This is a genomic window from Kitasatospora sp. NPDC032757 (genome assembly GCF_055579305.1).
On record NZ_JBVINN010000051.1, the window covers coordinates 22,931 to 43,449 of the forward strand.

Annotated in this window: 19 protein-coding genes; 9 read left to right on the forward strand and 10 right to left on the reverse strand. The window is 74.4% G+C overall.

The window, feature by feature from the left end:
* Nucleotides 1-29 precede the first annotated feature (29 nt).
* Nucleotides 30-2,747 (forward strand): cation-translocating P-type ATPase, encoded by a 2,718-nt coding sequence (locus ACZ5WK_RS35645; protein ID WP_465553931.1) that lies wholly within the window; start codon nucleotides 30-32, stop codon nucleotides 2,745-2,747.
* A 69-nt stretch (nucleotides 2,748-2,816) separates the two neighbouring features.
* Here ACZ5WK_RS35645 and ACZ5WK_RS35650 read toward each other — a convergent pair whose 3' ends face one another.
* Nucleotides 2,817-3,680, reverse strand: coding sequence for an SDR family NAD(P)-dependent oxidoreductase (locus ACZ5WK_RS35650; protein ID WP_465553933.1), 864 nt, complete (start codon nucleotides 3,678-3,680; stop codon nucleotides 2,817-2,819).
* A gap of 106 nt (nucleotides 3,681-3,786) precedes the next feature.
* Between ACZ5WK_RS35650 and ACZ5WK_RS35655 the strand changes: the two genes are divergently transcribed.
* A complete protein-coding gene (locus tag ACZ5WK_RS35655; protein WP_465553935.1) occupies nucleotides 3,787-4,368 on the forward strand; it encodes a CGNR zinc finger domain-containing protein in 582 nt (193 codons plus the stop codon).
* A 74-nt stretch (nucleotides 4,369-4,442) separates the two neighbouring features.
* Here ACZ5WK_RS35655 and ACZ5WK_RS35660 read toward each other — a convergent pair whose 3' ends face one another.
* Complete coding sequence (locus ACZ5WK_RS35660) at nucleotides 4,443-5,051, reverse strand: GNAT family N-acetyltransferase (protein ID WP_465553937.1); 609 nt, start codon at nucleotides 5,049-5,051, stop codon at nucleotides 4,443-4,445.
* A gap of 48 nt (nucleotides 5,052-5,099) precedes the next feature.
* Nucleotides 5,100-6,023: a LysR family transcriptional regulator gene (locus ACZ5WK_RS35665; RefSeq protein ID WP_465553939.1), complete on the reverse strand. Its 924-nt coding sequence runs from the start codon at nucleotides 6,021-6,023 to the stop codon at nucleotides 5,100-5,102.
* 87 nt (nucleotides 6,024-6,110) lie between these two features.
* Here ACZ5WK_RS35665 and ACZ5WK_RS35670 point away from each other — a divergent pair, with 87 nt between their 5' ends.
* Together ACZ5WK_RS35670 and ACZ5WK_RS35675 are read left to right on the forward strand one after the other, a co-directional pair.
* Nucleotides 6,111-7,118 carry an NAD-dependent epimerase/dehydratase family protein gene (locus ACZ5WK_RS35670; protein ID WP_465553941.1) on the forward strand — a complete coding sequence of 336 codons (1,008 nt, stop codon included), beginning with the start codon at nucleotides 6,111-6,113 and terminating at the stop codon, nucleotides 7,116-7,118.
* A gap of 1 nt (nucleotide 7,119) precedes the next feature.
* Nucleotides 7,120-8,028 carry an aldo/keto reductase gene (locus ACZ5WK_RS35675; RefSeq protein WP_465553943.1) on the forward strand — a complete coding sequence of 303 codons (909 nt, stop codon included), beginning with the start codon at nucleotides 7,120-7,122 and terminating at the stop codon, nucleotides 8,026-8,028.
* Between the two features lie 42 nt (nucleotides 8,029-8,070).
* Here ACZ5WK_RS35675 and ACZ5WK_RS35680 read toward each other — a convergent pair whose 3' ends face one another.
* From ACZ5WK_RS35680 to ACZ5WK_RS35690, 3 genes are all read right to left on the reverse strand, one after another.
* Nucleotides 8,071-8,508, reverse strand: a complete 438-nt coding sequence (locus ACZ5WK_RS35680) for a hypothetical protein (RefSeq protein ID WP_465553945.1) — start codon at nucleotides 8,506-8,508, stop codon at nucleotides 8,071-8,073.
* A gap of 108 nt (nucleotides 8,509-8,616) precedes the next feature.
* Nucleotides 8,617-8,922 (reverse strand): hypothetical protein, encoded by a 306-nt coding sequence (locus ACZ5WK_RS35685; RefSeq protein ID WP_465553947.1) that lies wholly within the window; start codon nucleotides 8,920-8,922, stop codon nucleotides 8,617-8,619.
* A gap of 198 nt (nucleotides 8,923-9,120) precedes the next feature.
* On the reverse strand, nucleotides 9,121-10,107 hold the full coding sequence (locus ACZ5WK_RS35690) for a hypothetical protein (RefSeq protein WP_465553949.1): 987 nt from the start codon (nucleotides 10,105-10,107) through the stop codon (nucleotides 9,121-9,123).
* Nucleotides 10,108-10,252: 145 nt separating this feature from the next.
* On the opposite strand from ACZ5WK_RS35690, the gene ACZ5WK_RS35695 reads away from it, so the two are divergent.
* Nucleotides 10,253-10,651, forward strand: a complete 399-nt coding sequence (locus tag ACZ5WK_RS35695; RefSeq protein WP_465553951.1) for a hypothetical protein — start codon at nucleotides 10,253-10,255, stop codon at nucleotides 10,649-10,651.
* 27 nt (nucleotides 10,652-10,678) lie between these two features.
* Here ACZ5WK_RS35695 and ACZ5WK_RS35700 read toward each other — a convergent pair whose 3' ends face one another.
* Nucleotides 10,679-11,557: a carbohydrate kinase family protein gene (locus ACZ5WK_RS35700; protein ID WP_465553953.1), complete on the reverse strand. Its 879-nt coding sequence runs from the start codon at nucleotides 11,555-11,557 to the stop codon at nucleotides 10,679-10,681.
* A 4-nt stretch (nucleotides 11,558-11,561) separates the two neighbouring features.
* Nucleotides 11,562-12,488: a pseudouridine-5'-phosphate glycosidase gene (locus tag ACZ5WK_RS35705; protein WP_465553955.1), complete on the reverse strand. Its 927-nt coding sequence runs from the start codon at nucleotides 12,486-12,488 to the stop codon at nucleotides 11,562-11,564.
* A 112-nt stretch (nucleotides 12,489-12,600) separates the two neighbouring features.
* On the opposite strand from ACZ5WK_RS35705, the gene ACZ5WK_RS35710 reads away from it, so the two are divergent.
* Together ACZ5WK_RS35710 and ACZ5WK_RS35715 are read left to right on the forward strand one after the other, a co-directional pair.
* A complete protein-coding gene (locus ACZ5WK_RS35710; protein WP_465553956.1) occupies nucleotides 12,601-13,503 on the forward strand; it encodes a LysR family transcriptional regulator in 903 nt (300 codons plus the stop codon).
* A gap of 230 nt (nucleotides 13,504-13,733) precedes the next feature.
* A complete protein-coding gene (locus ACZ5WK_RS35715) occupies nucleotides 13,734-14,153 on the forward strand; it encodes a PPOX class F420-dependent oxidoreductase (protein WP_396322366.1) in 420 nt (139 codons plus the stop codon).
* 69 nt (nucleotides 14,154-14,222) lie between these two features.
* On the opposite strand, the gene ACZ5WK_RS35720 is transcribed toward ACZ5WK_RS35715, so the two are convergent.
* Nucleotides 14,223-15,881, reverse strand: a complete 1,659-nt coding sequence (locus ACZ5WK_RS35720; RefSeq protein WP_465553959.1) for a phospholipase D-like domain-containing protein — start codon at nucleotides 15,879-15,881, stop codon at nucleotides 14,223-14,225.
* 158 nt (nucleotides 15,882-16,039) lie between these two features.
* Between ACZ5WK_RS35720 and ACZ5WK_RS35725 the strand changes: the two genes are divergently transcribed.
* Nucleotides 16,040-16,954 carry a DMT family protein gene (locus tag ACZ5WK_RS35725; RefSeq protein ID WP_465553961.1) on the forward strand — a complete coding sequence of 305 codons (915 nt, stop codon included), beginning with the start codon at nucleotides 16,040-16,042 and terminating at the stop codon, nucleotides 16,952-16,954.
* Between the two features lie 326 nt (nucleotides 16,955-17,280).
* Nucleotides 17,281-18,633 (forward strand): PASTA domain-containing protein, encoded by a 1,353-nt coding sequence (locus tag ACZ5WK_RS35730; RefSeq protein WP_465553963.1) that lies wholly within the window; start codon nucleotides 17,281-17,283, stop codon nucleotides 18,631-18,633.
* Nucleotides 18,634-18,757: 124 nt separating this feature from the next.
* Here ACZ5WK_RS35730 and pgm read toward each other — a convergent pair whose 3' ends face one another.
* A complete protein-coding gene (gene pgm / locus ACZ5WK_RS35735; protein WP_465553965.1) occupies nucleotides 18,758-20,395 on the reverse strand; it encodes a phosphoglucomutase (alpha-D-glucose-1,6-bisphosphate-dependent) in 1,638 nt (545 codons plus the stop codon).
* Nucleotides 20,396-20,519 lie beyond the last annotated feature (124 nt).

The following is a 20,519-nucleotide window of genomic DNA, read 5'->3' on the forward strand; positions in this document are numbered from 1 at the left end:
GAGGAACGGAACGTATCGGAGGTGCTGCCATGGCGGAACGGACTGACCCGCCGGGATCGGGCCCGGCCATGCGGCCCTGGTACGCGACACCGCCGGACGAGGTCGCGGCACGGCTCGGCGTGGACCCGGAGGTCGGACTCTCCGCCGCCCGGGCGGTGGAGCTGCTGGCCGCGCACGGCCCGAACGCGCTGCCGGAGGAGAAGACGAGGCCGGGCTGGCTGCGCTTCCTCGACCAGTACCGCAGCTACATGCAGCTCATCCTGGTCGCCTCGGCGGTGGTCGCGCTGGCGATCAAGGAGTGGAGCACCGCGATCCTGCTGATCGTCCTGACGCTGTTCAACGCGGTCGTCGGGCTGCGGCAGGAGGGCAAGGCCGAGAGCGCGATGAACGCGCTGCGGTCGATGCTGGAGACCACGGCCCGGGTCCGGCGGGACGGGGCCGAGGCGGAGATCCCGGCCGAACAGCTGGTGATCGGAGACGTCGTGCTGATCGCCGCCGGCGACACCGTCCCGGCGGACGGGCGGATCGTGCGGGCCAGCTCGCTGCAGATCGACGAGTCGGCGCTGACCGGCGAGAGCGTCCCGGCGGTGAAGGAGGCGGGCACCCTGACGGGCGATCAGCTCGGCCCGGGCGACCAGTCCACCATGGCGTTCATGAACACCCCGGTCACCCACGGCAGTGGCGTGCTGATCGTCACCGGGACTGGCGCCGGCACGGAGCTGGGCAAGATCTCCGGGATGCTCTCGGCGACGGAGAAGGAGCAGACACCGCTCACCCGGGAGCTCAACACCCTGACCCTGTGGATCGTGGCGGCGGCCGGCCTCACCATGGTGGTGATGTTCGCCCTCGGCCGCAGCCGCGGCCAGGCCTGGGACGCCCTGTTCGTCAGTGCCGTCTCGCTGGCCATCGCCGCCATCCCCGAGGCCCTGCCCACCGTCACCCAGGTGATCCTCTCGGTCGGCAGCCTCAACCTGGCGAAACGCAACGCCATCGTCAAGGAACTGCCGTCCGTGGAGACCCTGGGCTTCACCTCCGCCATCAACTCCGACAAGACCGGCACCCTGACGATGAACCAGATGACGGTCGTCGAGGTCCTCAGCCCCACCGACCGCTACACCGTCTCCGGTAGCGGCTACGGTCTGGAGGGGCGGGTGCACCACGCCGCCGGCTCCTCCGCCGACATCGAGGACGCCATCCTGCCGTACCTGATCGCCAGCGACGCCAAGCTGGTGGACGGCACGGTGGTCGGCGACCCGACCGAGGGAGCGCTGCTCCTCCTCGGCCACAAGGCCGGCCTGGACATCGACGCCACCCGGGAGCGCTACCCCCGGCTCGCCACCCTGCCGTTCGACCCCGAATACAAGCTGATGGCCACCTTCAACTCGGCCGTGGACGCGACGGGCCGACCGGTGGTGCGCTGCTTCGTCAAAGGCGCGGCGCCCGCCGTCACCGCCCGCGCCACCACCGCACTCGCCGCCGGCCGGACCATCCCCTGGGACGCCGGCCTGCGCGGCCGCGCCGCGATCCAGTCCGAACGGATGGGCGGCGAGGGCCGCCGGGTGATGGCGGCGGCCGAACGCGACCTGGACCCGTCGGAGTTCGACCCGGACAGCGACCTGCTCGCACTCGTCACCGGCCTTCGGATGACCAGCCTGGTCGGCATGGTCGACCCGCCCCGCGCGGAGTCCAGGGACGCCGTGGCCGGCGCCCAGGCCGCCCACATCCGGGTCCGCATGGTCACAGGTGACGACGTCACCACCGGCGAGGCCATCGCCCGCCAGCTCGGGATCCCGGGCGAGGCGATCCTCGGAGCCGACTTCGCGGCGATGCCGGAGCACGAACGGCTGGCCCGGATCGACGGCATCGGGGTGGTCGGCCGGGTCGCGCCCGAGCACAAGGTCCTGCTCGCCGACACGCTCAAGAAGAAGGGCGACGTCGTGGCGATGACCGGCGACGGCGTCAACGACGCACCCGCCATCAAGGCCGCCGACATCGGCATCGCCATGGGCAGCGGCACCGACGTGGCCAAGAACGCCGGCCGGATGATCCTCTCCGACGACAACTTCGCCACCATCGTGTACGCCGTCGAGGAGGGGCGGAAGCTCTACGACAACCTCACCAAGTACGTCCGGTTCGTCCTGATGCTGCTGGTCACCTTCGTCCTGACCTTCCTCGGCGCGACGGTCTTCAACATCGCCGCCGGCGAGCCGTTCACCCCGCCACAGGTGCTGTGGATCCACTTCGTGGTCAACGCGCCGTTCGGCTTCGCCCTCGGCTTCGACCTGGCGAGCCCCGGCCTGATGCGGCGCACCCCGCGCCCGCGCGGCGAATCGCTGCTGACCAGGTCCGTCATGCTCACCGTCGGGCTCAGCGGCTTGGCCGTCACCGTGGCCCTGCTCCTGCTGATCGAGCTGGGCGAGCACCACTACGGCAGCCTGAAGACCGGCAGCTCGATCGCCTTCACCGCCTTCGCACTCTGCCTGATCGTGGCGGCCTACGAATGCCGCAGCGAACGCGCCACCGTGCTGACCACCAGCACCTTCGACAGCAGGCCGATGAACCTGGCAGCGCTGTCCGAGTTCGTCCTTGCGGTCCTGGTGACCCAGATGGACGCCTTCCGCCGCATCCTCGGCACCACCGAGATCACCCTCGCCCAGTTCGGCTGGGCCCTCCTGGCCCCCATCGCACTCCTGCTCCTGTGGGAGGCGGGCAAGCTCATGTCCCGCCGGGCGATGACGACTGCCTGACGCCAGGCCGGCCGGCTGGTGGGCCGGCCGGCTGCGGTCGCCGGCTGGTGAACGGGCCTCCCCAGCGGGTCAGACCGGCTGGGGAGCGCTGTCCACGCCGCGCGTGACGGCGACCCAGTCGTCCAGCTCCTGGAGACGTGCGGTCAGCGCCTCCCGGAGGCCGTCCTCCGCCGCGCGCCCCAGGGCCAGGCGCAGCGGCGGCCGTGCGGCGTCGACGGCGGTCAGGACGGCCGCGGCGACTCGGGCGGGATCGATGAAGGCCTCGGGGGGAAGCCCGCCGAGCGAGCTCTGGACGGTGCGTACGGTCGGGTCGTAGTCGGCGGTGGGTTCGGCGAAGACGAGGTGGGAGAGGAAGCCGGTCCCCAGGTAGCCCGGCTCGATCAGGGTGAGCTTGATGTCGAGTGGGGCGAGCTCGGCGGCCAGGGCGTCGGAGAGACCTTCGAGCGCGTACTTGCTCGCCGAGAGCAGGCCGACGCCGGGGTGTGCGGACTGCCCGTAGAGCGAGGATCCCTGGATGACATGGCCCGAACGCTGCCCGCGCAGCACGGGCAGCGCCGCGCGGAGCACGTTCAGCGGGCCGAAGAGGTTGGTGTCGAAGACGGCTCTGGCCTGCGCGTCCGTCGCCTCCTCGACAGCCCCGAAGAGTCCGTAGCCGGCGATGTTGGCGACCACGTCGATGCGGCCGAAGGCGGCGAGGGTCTGCTCGACGGCGCGGTGGGCCGCGCCCTCGTCGCGGACGTCGAGTTCGAGCGCGACGGCCCGGCCGGGGTAGCGGTCGACGAGGTCGGCGACCGATTCCTTGCGGCGGGCGGTGGCCGCGACGTGCTCGCCGCGGTCGAGTGCGGCCAGCGCGAGTGAGCGGCCGAGGCCCTGGGAGGAGCCGGTGATGAACCAGGTGCGGGGCGTGTCCGTGGTGTTGCCGCTGTTCGTCATGGTTATGACCATAGGCAGGTAGCTACTAACTTACAAGCCCGGGTTCGCGCTGGTGTCTATGAGTGTCAGAGGTGACGCCTCTCCCGCATCGGGTACTGTGGACCTCATGGCCATGGATGCGAGCGAGTCGATGCTCACCCCTTCGGCGGCGGCTGAGACCGTCCTCACCTTCGTCAACACCCGTGCGATCGACGGCAGTCGGGAGGAGCTCCGCGACGGTGCCGCCTTCTCCCGGTGGCTGCGACAGGAGGGTCTGATCGACTCCGCCGCGCTGGTCACGGACGCCGATGCCGCCGCCGCCCGTGAACTGAGGGACGCCCTGGTCCTGGTGCTGCTCGCGCACGCGGGCGAGCAGGACGAGCCGGGCCGGGCCGAAGCCGAGGAGTACCTGCGCCGGGGTGCGGAGCTGTACCCCCTGGCGCCTGTGATCACCGCCTCCGGCGTCCGGCTCACGCCCGTCCGCAGCGGGGTGCCGGGTGCGCTCGCCGGGATGCTCGCGGCAGCGTCCGACGTCGCTCTTCGCGGCTCCTGGATGCGCCTCAAGGCCTGCCGGAACCCACCGTGCCACCTCGGGTTCTACGACCGTACGCGCAACTCCTCCGCCGCCTACTGCAGCCCGAACCGCTGCGGAGCCCAGGTCGCCATGCGCTCCTACCGGAGTCGCAAGGCGAAGGAGGCCGGCCAGTAGCCGAGCCCCCGGTGAGCCGGTCCGGGTGGCGGGCCGTCAGGGCGAACGTCGCCTGATGCGGCACCGGGAAGTCCTCAGCGGGCCGGGCGCCACATGGTGGTGACGACGTGGCCGGTGGCGGTGGTGAGCTCGTCGCGGGGGCTGAAGCCGAGGCTCCGGTAGCGGTCCAGGTTGGCGGGGTTGGACGACTCCAGGTAGGCGGGGGCGCCGAGCGCGTCGATCCGGGCCAGGCTCTCGGCGAGCAGCCCCATACCGAGCCCCCTGCCGCGGTGGTCGTCGTGGGTGCCGAGCAGGGTGAGGTAGAAGCAGGGCTCCTCGGGGGCGACCGCGTAGAGCTGGTCGTAGATCGCCAGGATCGCGCCGGCCGTCTCCGCGTCGGTGGTCCTGGTCAGCAGGCCTTCGAGGCCGCTCTCCTCCTCCTCGGTGAGCTCGCGCCCGCCCGGCGGGATCCAGACGGCGGCGGCCTCGACGCCCGGCGTCACCAGCAGCCAGGGGTAGCGCAGCGCCGAGGTCACGTAGAGCCGCCACATCGCGGCCGCCTGCTCGGCGCGCCGCTCGACGTCGGGGAAGGCCGGGCCCCAGAGCGGGTCGTGGAAGAACGCGCTGGTCAGCGTGGTGACGACGGCGTCGATGTCCGCGGGGGTAGCCGTCCGCACCGGGACGTGAGGGTAGGGGGAGGTCATCCGTTCACCCTAGGTCCTGGCCGGTCGATCGTGGCGGATCAGCGCGGATCAGCGCGGACGGGACCTGGACGGCGGACCGGCCACGTGCGCGCGGAGCAGCCCGGCCAGTGCCTCGGCGTACGGGTTGGGGCGGCGGCGCCGGGCGAGCGCGACGCCGAAGTGACGGGCGGGGCGCGGGGGCTTCACCGGGACCACCCGGGTGCCGGGCTGCGCCGGTTCGAGGGCGACGTACGGGACGAGCGAGACCCCGACGCCGGCGGCGACCAGCGAGCGGGCGAAGAAGTAGTCGGTGGTGGAGCCGGCCACCCGGAGTTCGAAGCCGGCCAGTGCGGCGTGCCGGCGCAGGAAGTCCTCGGTCTTGAGGCAGCCCAGCACCCAGCGCTCCCCGGCGAGTTCGGCCAGGTCGACGGCGTCCCGGTCGGCCAGCGGGTGCCCGTCCGGCAGCACCACCGAGAGCGGGTCGTCCATCAGCGGCGTCCAGTCGAGGCCGGAACGGTCACCGGGGAGGACGGGCAGCGGGCCGTCGAAGTGGTAGGCGAGGGCGAGGTCGGCGGTGCCCTCGCGGACCATCGGCAGGCTGTCCTCGGGTTCCCGTTCCAGGATGCACAGTTCGGCCTCCGGGTGGTCGGCCGCGAACCGGGCCAGGACGGCGGGCAGCAGGCGCCGGCCGCCGCTGGTGAAGGTGGCGAGGGTGAGCCGGGGCCGGTCGGCGCCCAGCCGGCCGATCTGTTCGCGGGCGTTGCGCAGTTCGGCGTCGATCGCGCCGGCCGCCTCCACCAGCAGCCGCCCGGCCTCGGTGAGCCGCACCCCGCGGGTCGAACGCTCCACCACCACGGTGCCCAGGCCCCGTTCGAGGGCGGCGATCTGCTGGGAGACGGCGGACGGGGTGAGCAGCAGCGCGGCTGCCGCCCGGTTGAAGCTGCCGTGCTCGGCTACCGCCTGGAGCATGCTCAGCCGTCGGACGTCGATCATCGTGCTCCCCAGTCAACAGTTCTGCTGATGACGCGTTCAGCAGGTCGGCAGTTCTGCTGGGGACGATACGGCAGCAGAGTGGGGGCCATGCAAAACATCACGCGAAACCGACTGCACAGCGTCTGCGTCATCGGCGGCAGCCGGTACTTCGGTCTCCACCTGGTCACCCTGCTGCGGGAAGCCGGCACCCGCGTCACCGTCGTCAACCGCGGTGCCACCCCGCCGCCGCCCGGCGTCGACCACGTGGTCGCCGACCGGTCCGACGAGGCCGCACTGTCCGCCGCGCTCGGCGACCGGACCTTCGACGCGGTGATCGACCAGGTGCTGTACACCCCGGCCCAGGCGGCGGTGGCCCGCCGGGTCTTCGCCGGCCGCACCGGCCGGTACGTGATGACCTCCACCATGGAGGTGTACGACCCGGCGACCTCGCCGCTGGTGCGCACCGTGCCGGGCGTACCGGTGCCCGAGGAGGCCGTCGACCCCGCGAACTGGCCGGTGGACCTCGCGCTGCCGTGGCACGATCCGGCGGCGCTCGCCCGGCACTTCGACGAGGCGACCGGCTACGCGGAGGGCAAGCGGCAGGCTGAGGCGGTGCTCGCCGGGGACCCTCCGTTCTCCTGGGCGAGCGTGCGCAGCGCACACGTCCTGGGCGGCGGCGCACGGGACTTCACCGGCCGGCTGGCCCACTACACCGAGCTGATCGCGGCCGGCCGGCCGGTCGCCGTGCACGCGCAGCCGCAGCCGACCTCCTTCGTCCACCACGAGGAGATCGCCGCCGCCCTGGTGCAGGTGGCCGCCGGGGCGGCGGTCGGCCCGGTCAACGCCGGTTCCGAGGGGGCGCTCGACGTGGTCGCCCTCAGCGAGCTGGTCGCCGAACGCCTGGGCACCACCGCCCGCTACCGGTTCACGGACGGCGCGGACGCCTCGCCGTTCTCCTTCGACCGCTGGTACCCGATGGCGGGCCGGCGGGCGGCCGAGCTCGGCCTGCGCTTCTCACCGACGGCCCGGTGGCTGCCCGGCGCCGTCGCCGAGGCTGCCGAGGCCTCCGAGGCCTCCGAGGCCTCCGACGCGGCTCTCCCCGGAAAGGCGGCCTGACATGCGACAGCGGACCATCGGCGGCGTCACCGTCGGCGCGATCGGCCTCGGCGCGATGCCGCTCTCGGTCGAGGGCCGCCCGGACGAGGACGCGGCCCTCGCAACCCTGCACGCCGCCCTCGACGCCGGCGTCACCCTGCTCGACTCCGCCGACTCCTACCACTGGCACGCCGGCGAACTCGGCCACAACGAGCGGCTGGTGGCACGTGCGCTGGCCGCCCGGCCGGCCGCCGAGCGGGCGGCCGTGCTGGTCGCCACCAAGGGCGGCCGCGGCCGGCCCGGTGACGGCTCCTGGACGGTCGACGGACGGCCTGAGCACCTCCGGCGGGCCTGCGAGGGCTCGCTGCGGCGGCTCGGGGTGGAGGCGATCGGCCTCTACCAACTGCACAAGCCCGACCCGCGGGTGCCGTGGGCCGAGTCGGTGGGCGCCCTGCGCGAGCTGCTGGACGCCGGGAAGATCCGCGCGGCCGGCCTCTCCAACGTCGACGAGCAGCAGATCCTGACGGCCCGGGAGATCCTCGGCCCGGGCCTGGTCGCGGTGCAGAACCGGTTCTCCCCGGCCGTCCGCGCCGCCGAGCGGGAGCTGCGGCTCAGCGAGCGCCTCGGCCTGGCCTTCCTGCCGTGGAGCCCGCTCGGGGGCCTGTCGCGCAGCGTGCTGGACGACCCCGACGACACCGCCGTCGAGCGCAGTGCCTTCCACCGGATCGCCGCCGTCCGCGGTGTCTCGCCCCAGCAGGTCGGCCTGGCCTGGCTGCTGGCCCGCTCCCCCGCCGTCGTCCCGATTCCGGGAGCCCGCCGGCCCGCCACCATCCGCGACTCCGCCGCGGCCGCCGATCTCGTCCTCGAACCGGCCGAACTCGCGGCCTTGGAGGAGCCGTTGAGCCCCGGCGGGGAGCCGGCGGCCGGGTGAGCCGCCCGCCCGGACCGTCCGGGGCGCGCGGCACCGCGAGGGTCAGTTGTTCTCCTCGGCCCGGACGATCTCGTCGATCCGGCGCTGGAGGGCGTCGGCCTCGGCGCGGGCCTTGCGGGCGGCCTCGTGCTCGCCGAGCCGGTCCAGGGCGGCGGCCTTGCTCCGCAGGTCGGCGACCTCCTGCCGCATCTTCGGAAGGTCGTAGGTGACGGCGCCGCGGGTGGACGGGCCGGAGGAGGCGGACTGGCCCGGCTCGTCGGCCGGCTGGACGGCGCAGACCGGGCTGACGCCCCCCGCGCCGGACAGCGAGCCGCCGAACGGCGTGTTCAGGACGCCCTGGCAGGCGGCGGACTCCTCGGGCGTCTTCGGCCCGTTGTTGGCCACGGCCGGCTGGGCGAGCAGGAGCGGGGCGGCGAGCAGCAGGACGGAACAGGCCGCGCGGGCGGCGGACTTCAGCGGCTTCGGGGTGTTCGGGGACATGACGGACCCTCCGGGCAGGCGATGGACGAGCCATCCCTACCGGAAGGGCGGTTCACGGCGGCGGACGCTGCGTCGTCCGTGGGCGTGTCAGCGGTCCGGCGGTGCCGTTCAGACCTCCTCGTCGGGGTAGCCCCAGGTCACGGTGGCCTTCGCGGCCGGAGCGGCCTCGCCGACGACGCGGGCCACGGCCTCCTCGAACATCGGCCGCCAACGGTAGAACCGGGTGATGATCAGTGGATAGCTGCTCTCGCCCGTCACGAAGAACTCACCCCTGTCCTCCACCCAGCCGATGGGCACCTCGTCCTCGATGCCCTCCTCCCGCAAAAGGCCGACCAGGGCGTGCAGAACCCGCTCGGCCTCCTCACGGCTGCCGAGGTTGCCGATGCTCAGGTGAAGATCGATGTTGACTGACATGGACCGCATCGTAGGCTCCCGGACCGACAGTCCGACGGACCGGGCGGCGGCACGGGCGGCAGGACGTCCCGCCGGGCCGGGCGGGCGGCAGGCCGACGGCAGGTCGGGCGAGCGGCAGGCCGGGCGAGCGGCGGGCCGGGCGAGCGGCAGGCCGACGGCGGGCCGGGCAGGAGCGGGCCGGCCGTCGCCCCGGCGCGGTCAGTAGCCGCCGAAACCGCCGTAACTGTGCCCGCCCGTGAAGCCGCCGGTGCCGCCCATGCCGGTGCCGCCGAAGCTGGGACGGGGGCCGGAGCCCGGCGGACTCGGCCGCACCGGCTGCGGGCCGTCCTCCCGCACCGACCAGCTGTGCAGGGCCATCTCGCGCCACCACTGGGCGAAGGCGACGGAGACGCCCCGCGCCAGGCACTCCTCCTCGACGGCGGCCCGGGCGGCCTCGTCCCACCGCAGGGCGATCCCGCCAGCCTCCTGGGCACGCGCCAGCGCGTACAGGTCCTTCTCCAACTCCCTCGCCGTCAGCGACTCCTGGGGCGGATCGGCCTGGTCCGCGGCGATCGGCGGGAGGTCGGTCCGGAAGACCCGGACCCGGACTGCGCCGTCGCCCTCGCCCGCCTCCTCCCCCGCCGCCTCGCCCACCTCGTACAGCCACACCCGCCGGGCGGCCACCTCCACCAGGACGGCGCGGCGCTGCTGCGCCTCCCGTGCCCGGGCCCGCTCGGCCTCCTCCCGGACCGCGCGCTGCTCCGCGAGGCGCCGGTCGATCTCCTCCCGGACCGGCCGGTAGGCCTCGGTCGCGCGCTGCACCTCCGTCAGGAACGCACGCTGGGCGGCCTCCGACCGTTCGACGGCCCGCTGCTTCCAGCCGGGCCAGTGACGCGGGGCGGGGATGATGCGCCAGGCCCCGGTGCCCTGCTCCAGGTCGAACGCCCCGCCACGGCCCCCGTGGGCGTGGTAGAGCTCCTCCAGCGCACGGGACACGGCGGCCAGGAAGGTGCTCGCCGCCTCGCTCCACCGCTCGCGCTCGGCCTCGGAACAGGCCACCGCCTCGCCCCAGTTGCCCTTGATCCGGTAGACCTCGACCTGCTCCGGCAGCTCCACCGAGGCGACCGGCTCGAACGCCCCTCCACAGCGCTTCGTCGCATGGAGCCGCACGTTGTCCTGGTGGACCTTGACCTCGGTGACCGCCACAGCTCCGACCTCCCGCCAGCCGATTCGACCGTCACTCACCATAACGGCGCGACCACCGTCCGCGTCAGCCCCTGTCACCGGGTTCGTCCCACCTCGGCGATAGGGTCGGCCCGCAAACCACGACACGAGCACCCCGGGGGCAGCCATGGGCACCGCGGCGGGAGCCGGCACCGCAGCAGGAGCCGAGGCCGGAGCCGGGGGCGGCATCGAGACCGGGCCGGACGGCGTCGCCACCCCCGCCGCCACCCGGGCCTTCGGCAACCGCCTCGCCGAGCACTGGCTGGCCCTGGACGACCGCCCCCCGACGGCGGGCACCGTCACCGTGCCCGAGGCCCGGGCCGCCGCCGACCCCGTCCTCCGGGAGGCCGCCGCCGACCCCGTCCTCCGGGAGGCCGCCGCCGACCTGCCCGGGGACGCCCTGCTCGCCGACCTGCGGGCGGTCACCGGCCCCGCCCGCGTCGACTTCGGCCTTCCCGTCACCTGCCGCTACGCCCGCCGGGCCGGCGGCGCCGTCCTGGCCGCCACCCCCTGGGACGGGGAGTAGGCCCCCGCCCCACCGGGGGCCGTGGGGTCACCCCTCGCCGCAGGTCGCCCCCGGCGAGGCCAGGACCTTCGCCGCGCACGCATGCCCGCGGGCGGCGGCCGCCCGCAGGTCGCCGTCGGCGAGGTAGCCGGCCAGGAAGCCGGCGGCGAACGCGTCGCCGGCGCCGGTGAGGTCGCGGACCTCGCCGACCGGCGGGACGGGCACGGTGAACGGCGCCTGCCCGGGGGCGTCCACCACGGTCGCCTCCGCACCGGACTTGGTGACGACGGTGGTGGCCGCCAGCCGCGCGCGCTCGGGGCCGGGGCGGCCGTCGGCCAGCAGGCCGAGGAAGGCGGACTCCTCCCGGTTGGCGAACAGCAGGGTGGGTGCCAGCTCGGTGGCGAGGGTGAGGAACCGCTCGCGGCCGAACTGGCCGAGCATCCCGGTCGAGGAGGCGTCGAGCGAGGTGGTGCAGCCCGCACGGCGGGCCCGCCGGAGGGCGTCGGCGGCGGCGGTGCCGACCGGTTCCCCGTCAAAGGAGTAGGCGGGCACGTGCAGGTGGGTCAGGCCGTCCAGCCAGGTGTCCGGGACGGTCTCGAGCAGCGTGGCCGCGCCCCGGTCGGGGAGCATGGTCCGCTCGCCGGCCTGGTCGATCAGGACGACGATGGAGCCGGTCTGGCCCTTCCGTGCGACCCTCACATCGACGCCGTGGCCGGTGAGTTCGGCGACGAGGCCGTCCCCCGCCGGGTCGTCGCCGACGCAGCCGAGGAAGCGCACGGGGCACTGGCCGGCGGCGAAGCTCGCGACGTTGGCCGCGCTGCCGCCGCGCCGCCGGAAGACCCTGGCGCTGGTGTCGGTACCGTGCCGGAGCGGGCCGTCGACCCAGACGACGATGTCTTCGACGAGGTCGCCGAGTACTCCGAGCATGCGCCTACGCCTCGTTCCGCAGGGCGGCGAGCGCGGTGGCGATCTGCCCGCCGAGCCGCACGTTGCCCCGGTAGACCTCGACGTTGACGTCCAGGCTGCGGCCCTGGGTGTCGCGCTGGATGAAGTCGAGCAGGAACGGCGTCGAGGCGTTGCCGGTGACGCCCTGGCGCTCGGCCTCCGCCCAGGCGCGGGCCAGCAGGGCGTCGAGCTCCTGCGGCGGCAGCTGCTTGGCGGGGTCGACCGGGTTGGCGATCAGTACGGCCTGGGTCAGTTCGAGGCCGTCCCGGGCGGCGATCACCCGGGCCGCCTCCTCGGGCGAGTCGACGCGGTAGTTGATCCGGTGGCCCGAGTCGGTGACGTAGAAGCCGGGGTACTGGCGGGTCCGGTAGCCGATGACGGGGATGTTGAGCGTCTCGAACCGCTCCAGGGTCGCCCGGATGTCGAGGATCGACTTCACGCCCGCGCTGATCACGGTGACGGGCGTGACGGCCAGCGTCGTCATGTCGGCCGACTCGTCGAAGCTCTCGGACGCCCCGAAGTGCACACCGCCGAGGCCGCCGGTGGAGAAGACCGGGATGCCCGCGCGGTGGGCGAGGAAGGCGGTGGCGGCGACGGTCGTCCCGCCGTGCCGGCCGAGCGCCGCGACCACCGGCAGGTCGCGCAGGCTCGCCTTGTCGAGGTCGTCCGCCTCGGACAGCTCCTTGATCTGGTCCACTCCGAGCCCGACCGTGGGCACCCCGGCGTAGACGCCGATCGTGGCCGGGACGACCCCGGCGGCCCGCAGCTGCTCCTCCGCCTCCAGCGCGACCTCCAGGTTGCGCGGCCGGGGCAGTCCGTGCGTGAAGATGGTCGATTCCAGCGCGACGACGGGGGCGCCGGCGGCAACGGCCCGGGCGACGTCGTCGGAGATACGGATGGGCAGTCCGGTCATGGCACGAGCTCTCTCTGCGATGCCACCACGGTGTGGCAACTCGGGCTCAGCCTAGAGAGGCTACGCATCGGCATCCAGAATGAGTCCTGGGCCTTCCCATAGGCTTCAGCCTATGGGTTTCACCTTGCGTCAGCTCGAAGTCTTCCTCGCGGTGGCCGGCACGCTGCACTTCGGCCGTGCCGCCGAGCGCCTGCACATCTCCCAGCCGACGGTCAGCCAGGAGGTGGCCCGGCTGGAGCGGACGGTGGGCGTGGAACTGTTCGACCGCAGCCGGCGGGCGGTGCGGCTGACCCCGGCCGGCGAGGTGATGGCCACGGAGTCGGCCCGGCTGCTCGAACAGGCCGGCTCGCTGCTCGCGCGGGTGCGGCTGCACGAGGAGTCACGGAGGGGGACGGCCCGGATCGTCGCCTCCCCCAGCGTCATGAACCGGCTGCTGCCCGCCGTGGTCAGCCGCGCCGAGCAGGAGCTGCCGGCGCTGGAGCCGGCGGAGCTGGCCGTGGACACCGGCCACGTCTCGGCGACGCTCGCCTCCGAGCTCGCCGACATCGGTCTCGGCCGCTTCCTGGAGGAGGTGCCCGGCTACCGGCGGGAGAAGCTCGCCGACGAGCCGGTGCAGGTGGCGCTCAGCCGCCGCCACCCGCTCGCCCGGCGGGACGCCGTCCACCTGCACGAGCTGCGCGACCTGCCGCTGCTGCTCTGGTCCCGGGAACAGCACCCGCGGTACTACGACCATGTGCTCGGCCTCTGCTCGGCCCGCGGCGTCGAGCCGCCGGTGCTGGTCAGCCCGCCGCGGATCGTCGGCTCGCGGCTCTACCTGCTCGCGCACAACCGCGCGTTCTCGCTCGTCCCCGCCTCGATGGCGGGCCATCTGACCGAGGACGTGGTCACCGTCCGGCTCGCCGACCGGGCCACCCTGCCGCTGGAGATGCAGTGGCGGCTGGACGACGAGCGGCCCCGGCTCGCCGCCCTGCGCGAGCTGATCCGGCAGGAGGCGGCCGTGCTCGGGACCGGCTGAGCGACCGGCCGGAGCGGCGTGGGGAAAGCCCGGCGGTGCCCTCGCCGCCGCCCAGGACCCCGACGGCGAAAGGGCGTTGCCGATCGGCCCACGACACCGGGGCGCCGTCCGGCTCCGGTCGGCGGCACGCGCCCGAGCGGCTCCTGCGGGGCTTGACGTGAAGTCCGCTTCACCTTCTACGGTCGTCCTCGTCCGGCTACCACCCGATGCCCGAACGGAGCGCAGCAGTCATGGTGTTCACCCCCGAGGAGCGCGCCTACCTCACCACCCAGCGGATCGGCCGGCTGGCCACCTCCGGCCCGCAGGGCGCGCCGCAGACCCGGCCGGTGGGCTTCCGGCTCAACGAGGACGGGACGATCGACATCGGCGGGCCGGGGATGACGGCCAGCCAGAAGTACCGCAACGCGGTGCGTGATCCACGGGTCTCCTTCCTCGTCGACGACCTCACACCGGCCGACGACCCCGACGCGCCGGCGCCGGGCTGGGGCCGCGGTGTGGAGATCCGTGGCCGGGCCGAGCCCCTGACCGTCGACGTCCCGCCGGTGGACCCGTCCTTCTTCGACCACGAGATCCTGCGGGTGCACCCCGAACGCGTCATCAGCTGGAACGTGGCCGTCAGGGGCAGCGCGGGCCGCGACGTGAAGGGCTGAGCCCGACGGCGCCGGGCCGCCGCACGCCGAGGCGTGCGGCGGCCCGGGACGGTTCGGGGCGGTCGGGCGTCAGGCCTTGCAGGTGCCGGTGCTCCAGTCGACGGTCGCGGTGGCCTGCGAGTACTTCCATTCCGGCGCCAGCAGGTCGCGGTCGAGCTGGGCGGCGGCCGTCCTGTCCTCGACCACGTAGCCGAAGTCCTGCAGCCAGGCCGGGTAGAGGTTCTTCGACCCGATGTAGAAGGCCGAGCCGTCGACCGCGACCAGCTTGTGGTGCAGCGCGTACGGGTGGCCGTCCGCCCAGGTGGCGGCGGGGGCCGCGCGGAACGTGGCGAGCTGGAGGTTGCTGCAGAGCGCGGCGCCGGCCTTGGCCTGGTCGCCGGTGAGGGCGGTCAGCCGGGCCTTGAGGACGTCGCTGATCTCGGCGAGGGACTTGATCTGCGAGTAGCCGCCGCTGCCGACGGTGCCGCGGTTGGCCGGGTCGCTGACGACGATCCGCACCTTGACGCCGGCGGCGAGCTTGGCGGCCAGCGCCTCGTACAGCCGGGAGTCGTACCGGGGCAGCGGCGGGCAGGTGCCGTTCATGTCCTGCTGGGAGATCTCGATGTGGCTGGTGGCGCTGGAGACGAGCGCGCGCAGCGCGTTCTCCTCGGGGTTGACCGTCTCGTAGTCCCGGTCGGCGTTGGTGTTGTCGTGCAGGGCGAGCGGGCCGCACTTGGTGTCGGAGACGGCGGGGACGGGGCCGGGCCGGTAGGCGGAGGCCGGGTCGTTGGCCTTGATGCCGACGCCGAGGCCGCCGACGGCGATCACCGGGACGGTACCGGTGGCGGCCGGGGCGGGGTTGAGGTCCCGCTCCATCGAGGGGCTGCAGGCGCCGCCGTTGGAGGAGGCGAACCAGGCGTTGTCGAACACGCCGGTCCGGCCGCAGGTCCACTCCCAGAGGGTGTCGAGGTAGCTCGCGGCGGAGCCGGCGGCGGGCCCGGTCAGCGCGAGGTCGACGTCGGAGACGGGGTGGGCGGTGTCGAGGTAGTCGTCCTTCCAGCCGTTGATGCCGCCGGCGACGACACTGCGGCCGTCGACCACCAGCAGCTTCGAGTGGTTCCAGGAGAACGCGGTGCGGGAGGTGGTCATCGACGCCACGTTGAGGGTGACCGAGCCGGCGGCGGGGCCGAGCTTGGCGATCAGCTCGTCCCGGTAGCGGGACGGCAGCACGTTGGCGTTGTAGACCGGCGCGGCGCCGACCATGATGCGCACCTGGAGGCGGTGGCCGGCCGCCACCGAGGCCTTGAGGCCCTCGACCAGGGCGTCCTGGAAACCGCCGTTGGGGAACGGCGCGAGGGTGGAGACGTCGACCGTCCGGGTGGCGGCCGCGACGTCCGCCTTCATCCGGGCGAGCAGCGCGCGGGTGCCCGGGCGGTCGGCGCAGGCGGCGTCGCCCCAGCAGCCCGGCGTCTGGAGCAGCCAGCCGGCCGGGTCGTCGGCGGAGGCGTTCAGGCTGTTGCCCTCGGTGCGCTGCCAGACGGTGCCCGCCAGGCCGGGCGCCACCTCGCGCAGGGCGCGCTCGACCGCGTCGAGGTGGGTCGTGCCGCCCTCGCCGGCGGTGGTGGTGCCGGCCGCGGACTCCGCGTGGGCGGGCAGGGGCGAGGCGACGGCGAGCACGGTGGTGGCTGCGGCGGCGGCCAGGGCCGACCGCACGAGGCGGCCGGACCGGCGGGACCAGGGGAGGTGCACGTGTGGTTCCTTCAGGAAGTGACGGGTGGTTCACCCGTGAGACGACCTGAGATTACCGAAAAGTAACTTGTTCTCTAAACTGCGCATGACAATCAGTCACCGGGCCGGAATCACACCCGTCGATCGGCCCCCGCCGATCGGCAGGACGACCCGGCAGGATGACCGCCCTGACGGCGCGCCAGACCACCCCGCACACCACGGCGCCGTACCGTCGGCCCATGCTCCTCGGCCTGCTCTCGGCCCTTCTGGCCGCGCTGCTCACCGGCACCGCCACCGTCCTCCAGGCCGTCGGCGCCCGCCGGGCCGCCACCGGCCACCGCCCGGGCGAGGCCGCCGCGCTGACCGACGCCCTCCGGCAGTGGCCCTTCCTGGTGGGCATCGGGATGGACATGCTCGGCTTCGCCGCCGAACTCGTCGCCCTGGAACGGCTGCCGCTCTACGAGGTGGAGGCAGCGCTGGCCTCGGCACTCGCCGTGACCGCCGTCGGGGCCTCCCGCGTCCTGCGGGTCCGGCTGCGGAGCAGCGAGTGGGCCGGGGTGGCCGCGGTCTGCGCCGGGCTCTGCGTGCTCGCCCTCACGGCGGGGCGGGACGGCAAGGGCACGGGTGACACCGCGCTGCGTCTGGGCGTACTGCTGGTCGCGGTGGTCCTGACGGGCGCGGGCTGGGTGGTCGTGCGGTTCACCGGGGCCCGCCGCGCCCCGCTGCTCGGGCTGGTGGCGGGCCTCCAGTTCGGGGTGGTGGGCGTCGCGGTGCGGGTCCTGCCAGAGTCGCGGCTCCCGGAGCTCCTCGTCGAGCCCTCGGCGTACGCGGTCGCCGTGGCCGGGCTGGGCGGGTTTGCCGCACTGACCTGGGCGATGCAGAGCGGCTCGGTGACAGCGGCCACGGCGGCGATGGTGCTCGGCGAGACGCTGGGCCCGGCCGTCGTCGGGGTGCTCGTGCTCGGGGACCACACGCGGCACGACGCGACGCCGCTCGCCGTCGCCGGCTTCGCGGCCGCGGTGATCGGCGCGCTGACCCTGGCGCGCTTCGGCGACGCCGAACAGCCGGCCCCGGCCCCGGCCCCGGCGGGCTGAGCCCCGACCGCCCCTGGGTCCGGGCGGGCGGACCGGCGGGGGCGAGCGGACCGGCCTGCGCCGGGGCGGGCGGACCGGCGGGGACGGGTGGACCGGCCCGCCGGACCGGGGATCGAATCTCCGTTCCCCCTCGATCTTTTGACTGATCGTCATATGCCCTCGGCCGTGGGCGAGATGACGAGTACGGGGTCGATCGGTCACAGCCGGGTCGCGGTGGGCCGGCTGCGGTTTTCCCGCTCGCCGGCCGGGTACCCCCGCAGCGGAGACCGCGGCCCCCGGGGACGGGCCGGCGCGAGGGCTTGTGTCAGACCAGCCGTGGGGGGACCATGAGGCTCTTCTGCCGCCTGTGCGGCACCCGGACCGACGGGGCCGAACGGCTCGGCGCCTACTGCCCGGGCGAGTACTGCGGCACCGACCTCCGCGCCGGTCCCGGCGCCGGCGTCCAGGCCTGGTGCGAACCGCCCCGCCGGTACGGGCAGGCGGGCGGCACGATCACGGTGGAGCTGGTCGTCCACAACGCCGGCCCCCGGGCCACCGGCTTCCACCTCGAACCGGTCGAACCCCTCGACGGGCGACTGGACTTCGACCGGCGGGAGGTCGAGGCGTCGCTGCCGCCCGGCCGCACCCGCCGGGTGGAGCTGCGGTACGCGCTCCCGGCAGACCACCTCGGCACCGGGCTGGACATCGCCTCGCGGTTCGGGGTCCCCGGGGCGGACCTGGCCGGCCAGGTGCACGGCGCCCGGTGGGAACGGTTCGGGGTCGCGCTCCGGGTGGTCGCGACCTCGGCCCACCAGGGGGCGGCCTGTGCCGCGTTCGCGGTGGACGTCCCGGGCGCGATCGACCTCGACCTCGGCAGGGACGACGACGGGCCTTCCCGGGGCCAGGACGACGGGCGCCCGGACCGGCCGTCGGGCCCCGGCCGGGACGGTCCCGGCCACCGAACGGCTCCCGGCCGGCCGGGGCGGCCCGGGCAGCAGCGCGTCCCCGAGCCCCGGCCGCCGTCGCGGAGCGCCGGCGGCTGCGGGCCCGCGGCCGTCGCCGTGCTCGTGCTGGTGGTGATCGTGGCTGCGGTGGCGGTCGTCCTCGGGCTCGGCCGCCAGGCCGACGGGGGCGGCGACCCGCCCGTCCCGCCCGCCACCTCGGCACGACCCGTCCCGCCGTCACCCACCACCCCGGGCAGCACCCGGACCGACGGCGGCGGCAAGGGCAAACCCTCGCCCTCGCCCACCCGTTCAGCCTCCCCCACGACTTCACCTTCACCCTCGGCGCGCGCGATCGTTCTGCCGGATCTGGCCGGTCTCGGCCAGGCGGCCGCCGAGGCGAAGCTCAAGGCGCTCGGGCTGGCCTCCCGCGCCACGGTCGTGGAGGGCGGTGGCACACCCGCGCAGCAGGTGGTCGGCACCGACCCGGCGGCGGGCGCCAAGGTCCTCCCGGGCAGCACCGTGGCCCTGCACGTCTCGGACGGCCGGGCGCGGATCCCCGACGTCGCCGGCCTGAGCCGGGCCGACGCCGAGCAGGCCCTCCGCGCGGCCCACTTCACCGCCGTGACCGTCTACAGCGAGGACACCACGACCGTCGCCGAGGGTCTGGCCATTCGTACCGACCCTCCGAAGGGCACCTCGGTGGCCCTCGACGCGCCGATCACCCTCTGGTACGCCCACCGGCCACGGCCGCGGTGACCAGGGCGAGCCCACCGACGGCCGGTGGTGGGCTCGTCCGGGCGTGATCGGCCCCGGCCCGGTCCACCCCGATCCGGGCCGGGCCGCAGGGACCGGGCCGGTCGGCCCCTGCGGCCCAGTCGGCTCAGCCGGCCAGGACCTCGCCGACCAGCTCGCGGGCCTCGGCCTGGACGCGGGCCAGGTGCTCGTCGCCCCGGAAGGACTCGGCGTAGATCTTGTAGACGTCCTCGGTGCCCGACGGCCGGGCGGCGAACCAGGCGTTCTCGGTGCAGACCTTGATGCCGCCGATGGCCGCACCGTTGCCGGGCGCCTCGGTGAGGACGGCCGTGATCGGCTCCCCGGCCAGCTCGCCGGCCTTGACCTGCTCCGGCGAGAGGCGGCCCAGCAGCGCCTTCTGTTCCCGGTCGGCCGGCGCGTCCACGCGGGCGTAGGAGGGAGCGCCGTGGCGGTCGGTGAGGTCGCGGTAGTACTCGCTGGGCGTGCGGCCGGTCACCGCGGTGATCTCGGAGGCCAGCAGGGCGAGCAGGATGCCGTCCTTGTCCGTCGTCCAGACCCCGCCGTCGCGGCGCAGGAAGGACGCCCCGGCCGACTCCTCGCCGCCGAACGCGATCGAGCCCTCCAACAGCCCGTCGACGAACCACTTGAAGCCGACCGGCACCTCGATCAGCTCGCGCTTGAGGTCGGCCGCGACCCGGTCCAGCATCGAGGAGGAGACCAGCGTCTTGCCCACCGCCGCGTCGGCCGGCCAGTCGGCGCGGTGCCGGTAGAGGTAGTCGACCGCCACCGCCAGGTAGTGGTTGGGGTTCATCAGGCCGTCCGGGGTGACGATGCCGTGCCGGTCGGCGTCGGCGTCGTTGCCGGTGGCGATCGCGTACTCGCCCCGGCGGCCGATCAGCGAGGCCATGGCGGCGGGCGAGGAGCAGTCCATCCGGATCTTGCCGTCCCAGTCCAGCGTCATGAAGCGCCAGGTCGGGTCGGTGACCGGGTTGACGACGGTCAGGTCGAGACGGTGCACCTCGGCGATCCGCCCCCAGTAGGCGACGGACGCCCCGCCCAGCGGGTCCGCGCCGATCCGCAGGCCGGACGCCCGGATCGCGTCCAGGTCCAGGACGCAGACCAGGTCCTCGGTGTAGGCGGTGAGGAAGTCGTGCCGGCCGGTGGTCGCGGCGGTCAGCGCGCGGGCGTACGGGACCCGCTTGACGCCGCGCAGGCCGTCCCGGATCAGCGCGTTGGCCCGGTCCTGGATCCAGCCGGTGGCATCGGAACCGGCCGGGCCGCCGCTCGGCGGGTTGTACTTGAAGCCGCCGTCGCGCGGCGGGTTGTGCGAGGGCGTGACCACGATGCCGTCGGCGAGCGCCTGCGGGTGGCGGCGGTTGTGCGCCAGGATCGCGTGCGAGACGGCCGGGGTGGGCGTGTAGCCGTCGGCGCTGTCCAGCAGGACGGTGACGCCGTTGGCCGCCAGCACCTCGACGGCGGTGACCTTGGCCGGCTCGGAGAGCGCATGGGTGTCCGCGCCCAGGAACAGCGGGCCGGTGATGCCCTGACCGGTTCGGTACTCGCAGATCGCCTGGGTGGTGGCGGCGATGTGGTCGTCGTTGAAGGCCGCGTCGAGCGAGGAGCCGCGGTGGCCCGAGGTCCCGAAGGCCACGCGCTGGCCCGGTTCCTCCGGGTCCGGGTGCAGCGCGTAGTACGCCGTCACCAGCCGCGCCACGTCCACCAGGTCGTCCGGCTGCGCAAGCTGACCGGCCCGTGCGTGTGCCATACGTGTCTCCCACCAGTCCCTGTCCGTACGCCGGCCCCGCCGGCCCGGCGCTTCCATGCCCTGTGCTCACCGATCGTAACCAGAACACGACCGGTGGCCGTACCCGGGCGGGCGCCGGGTACGG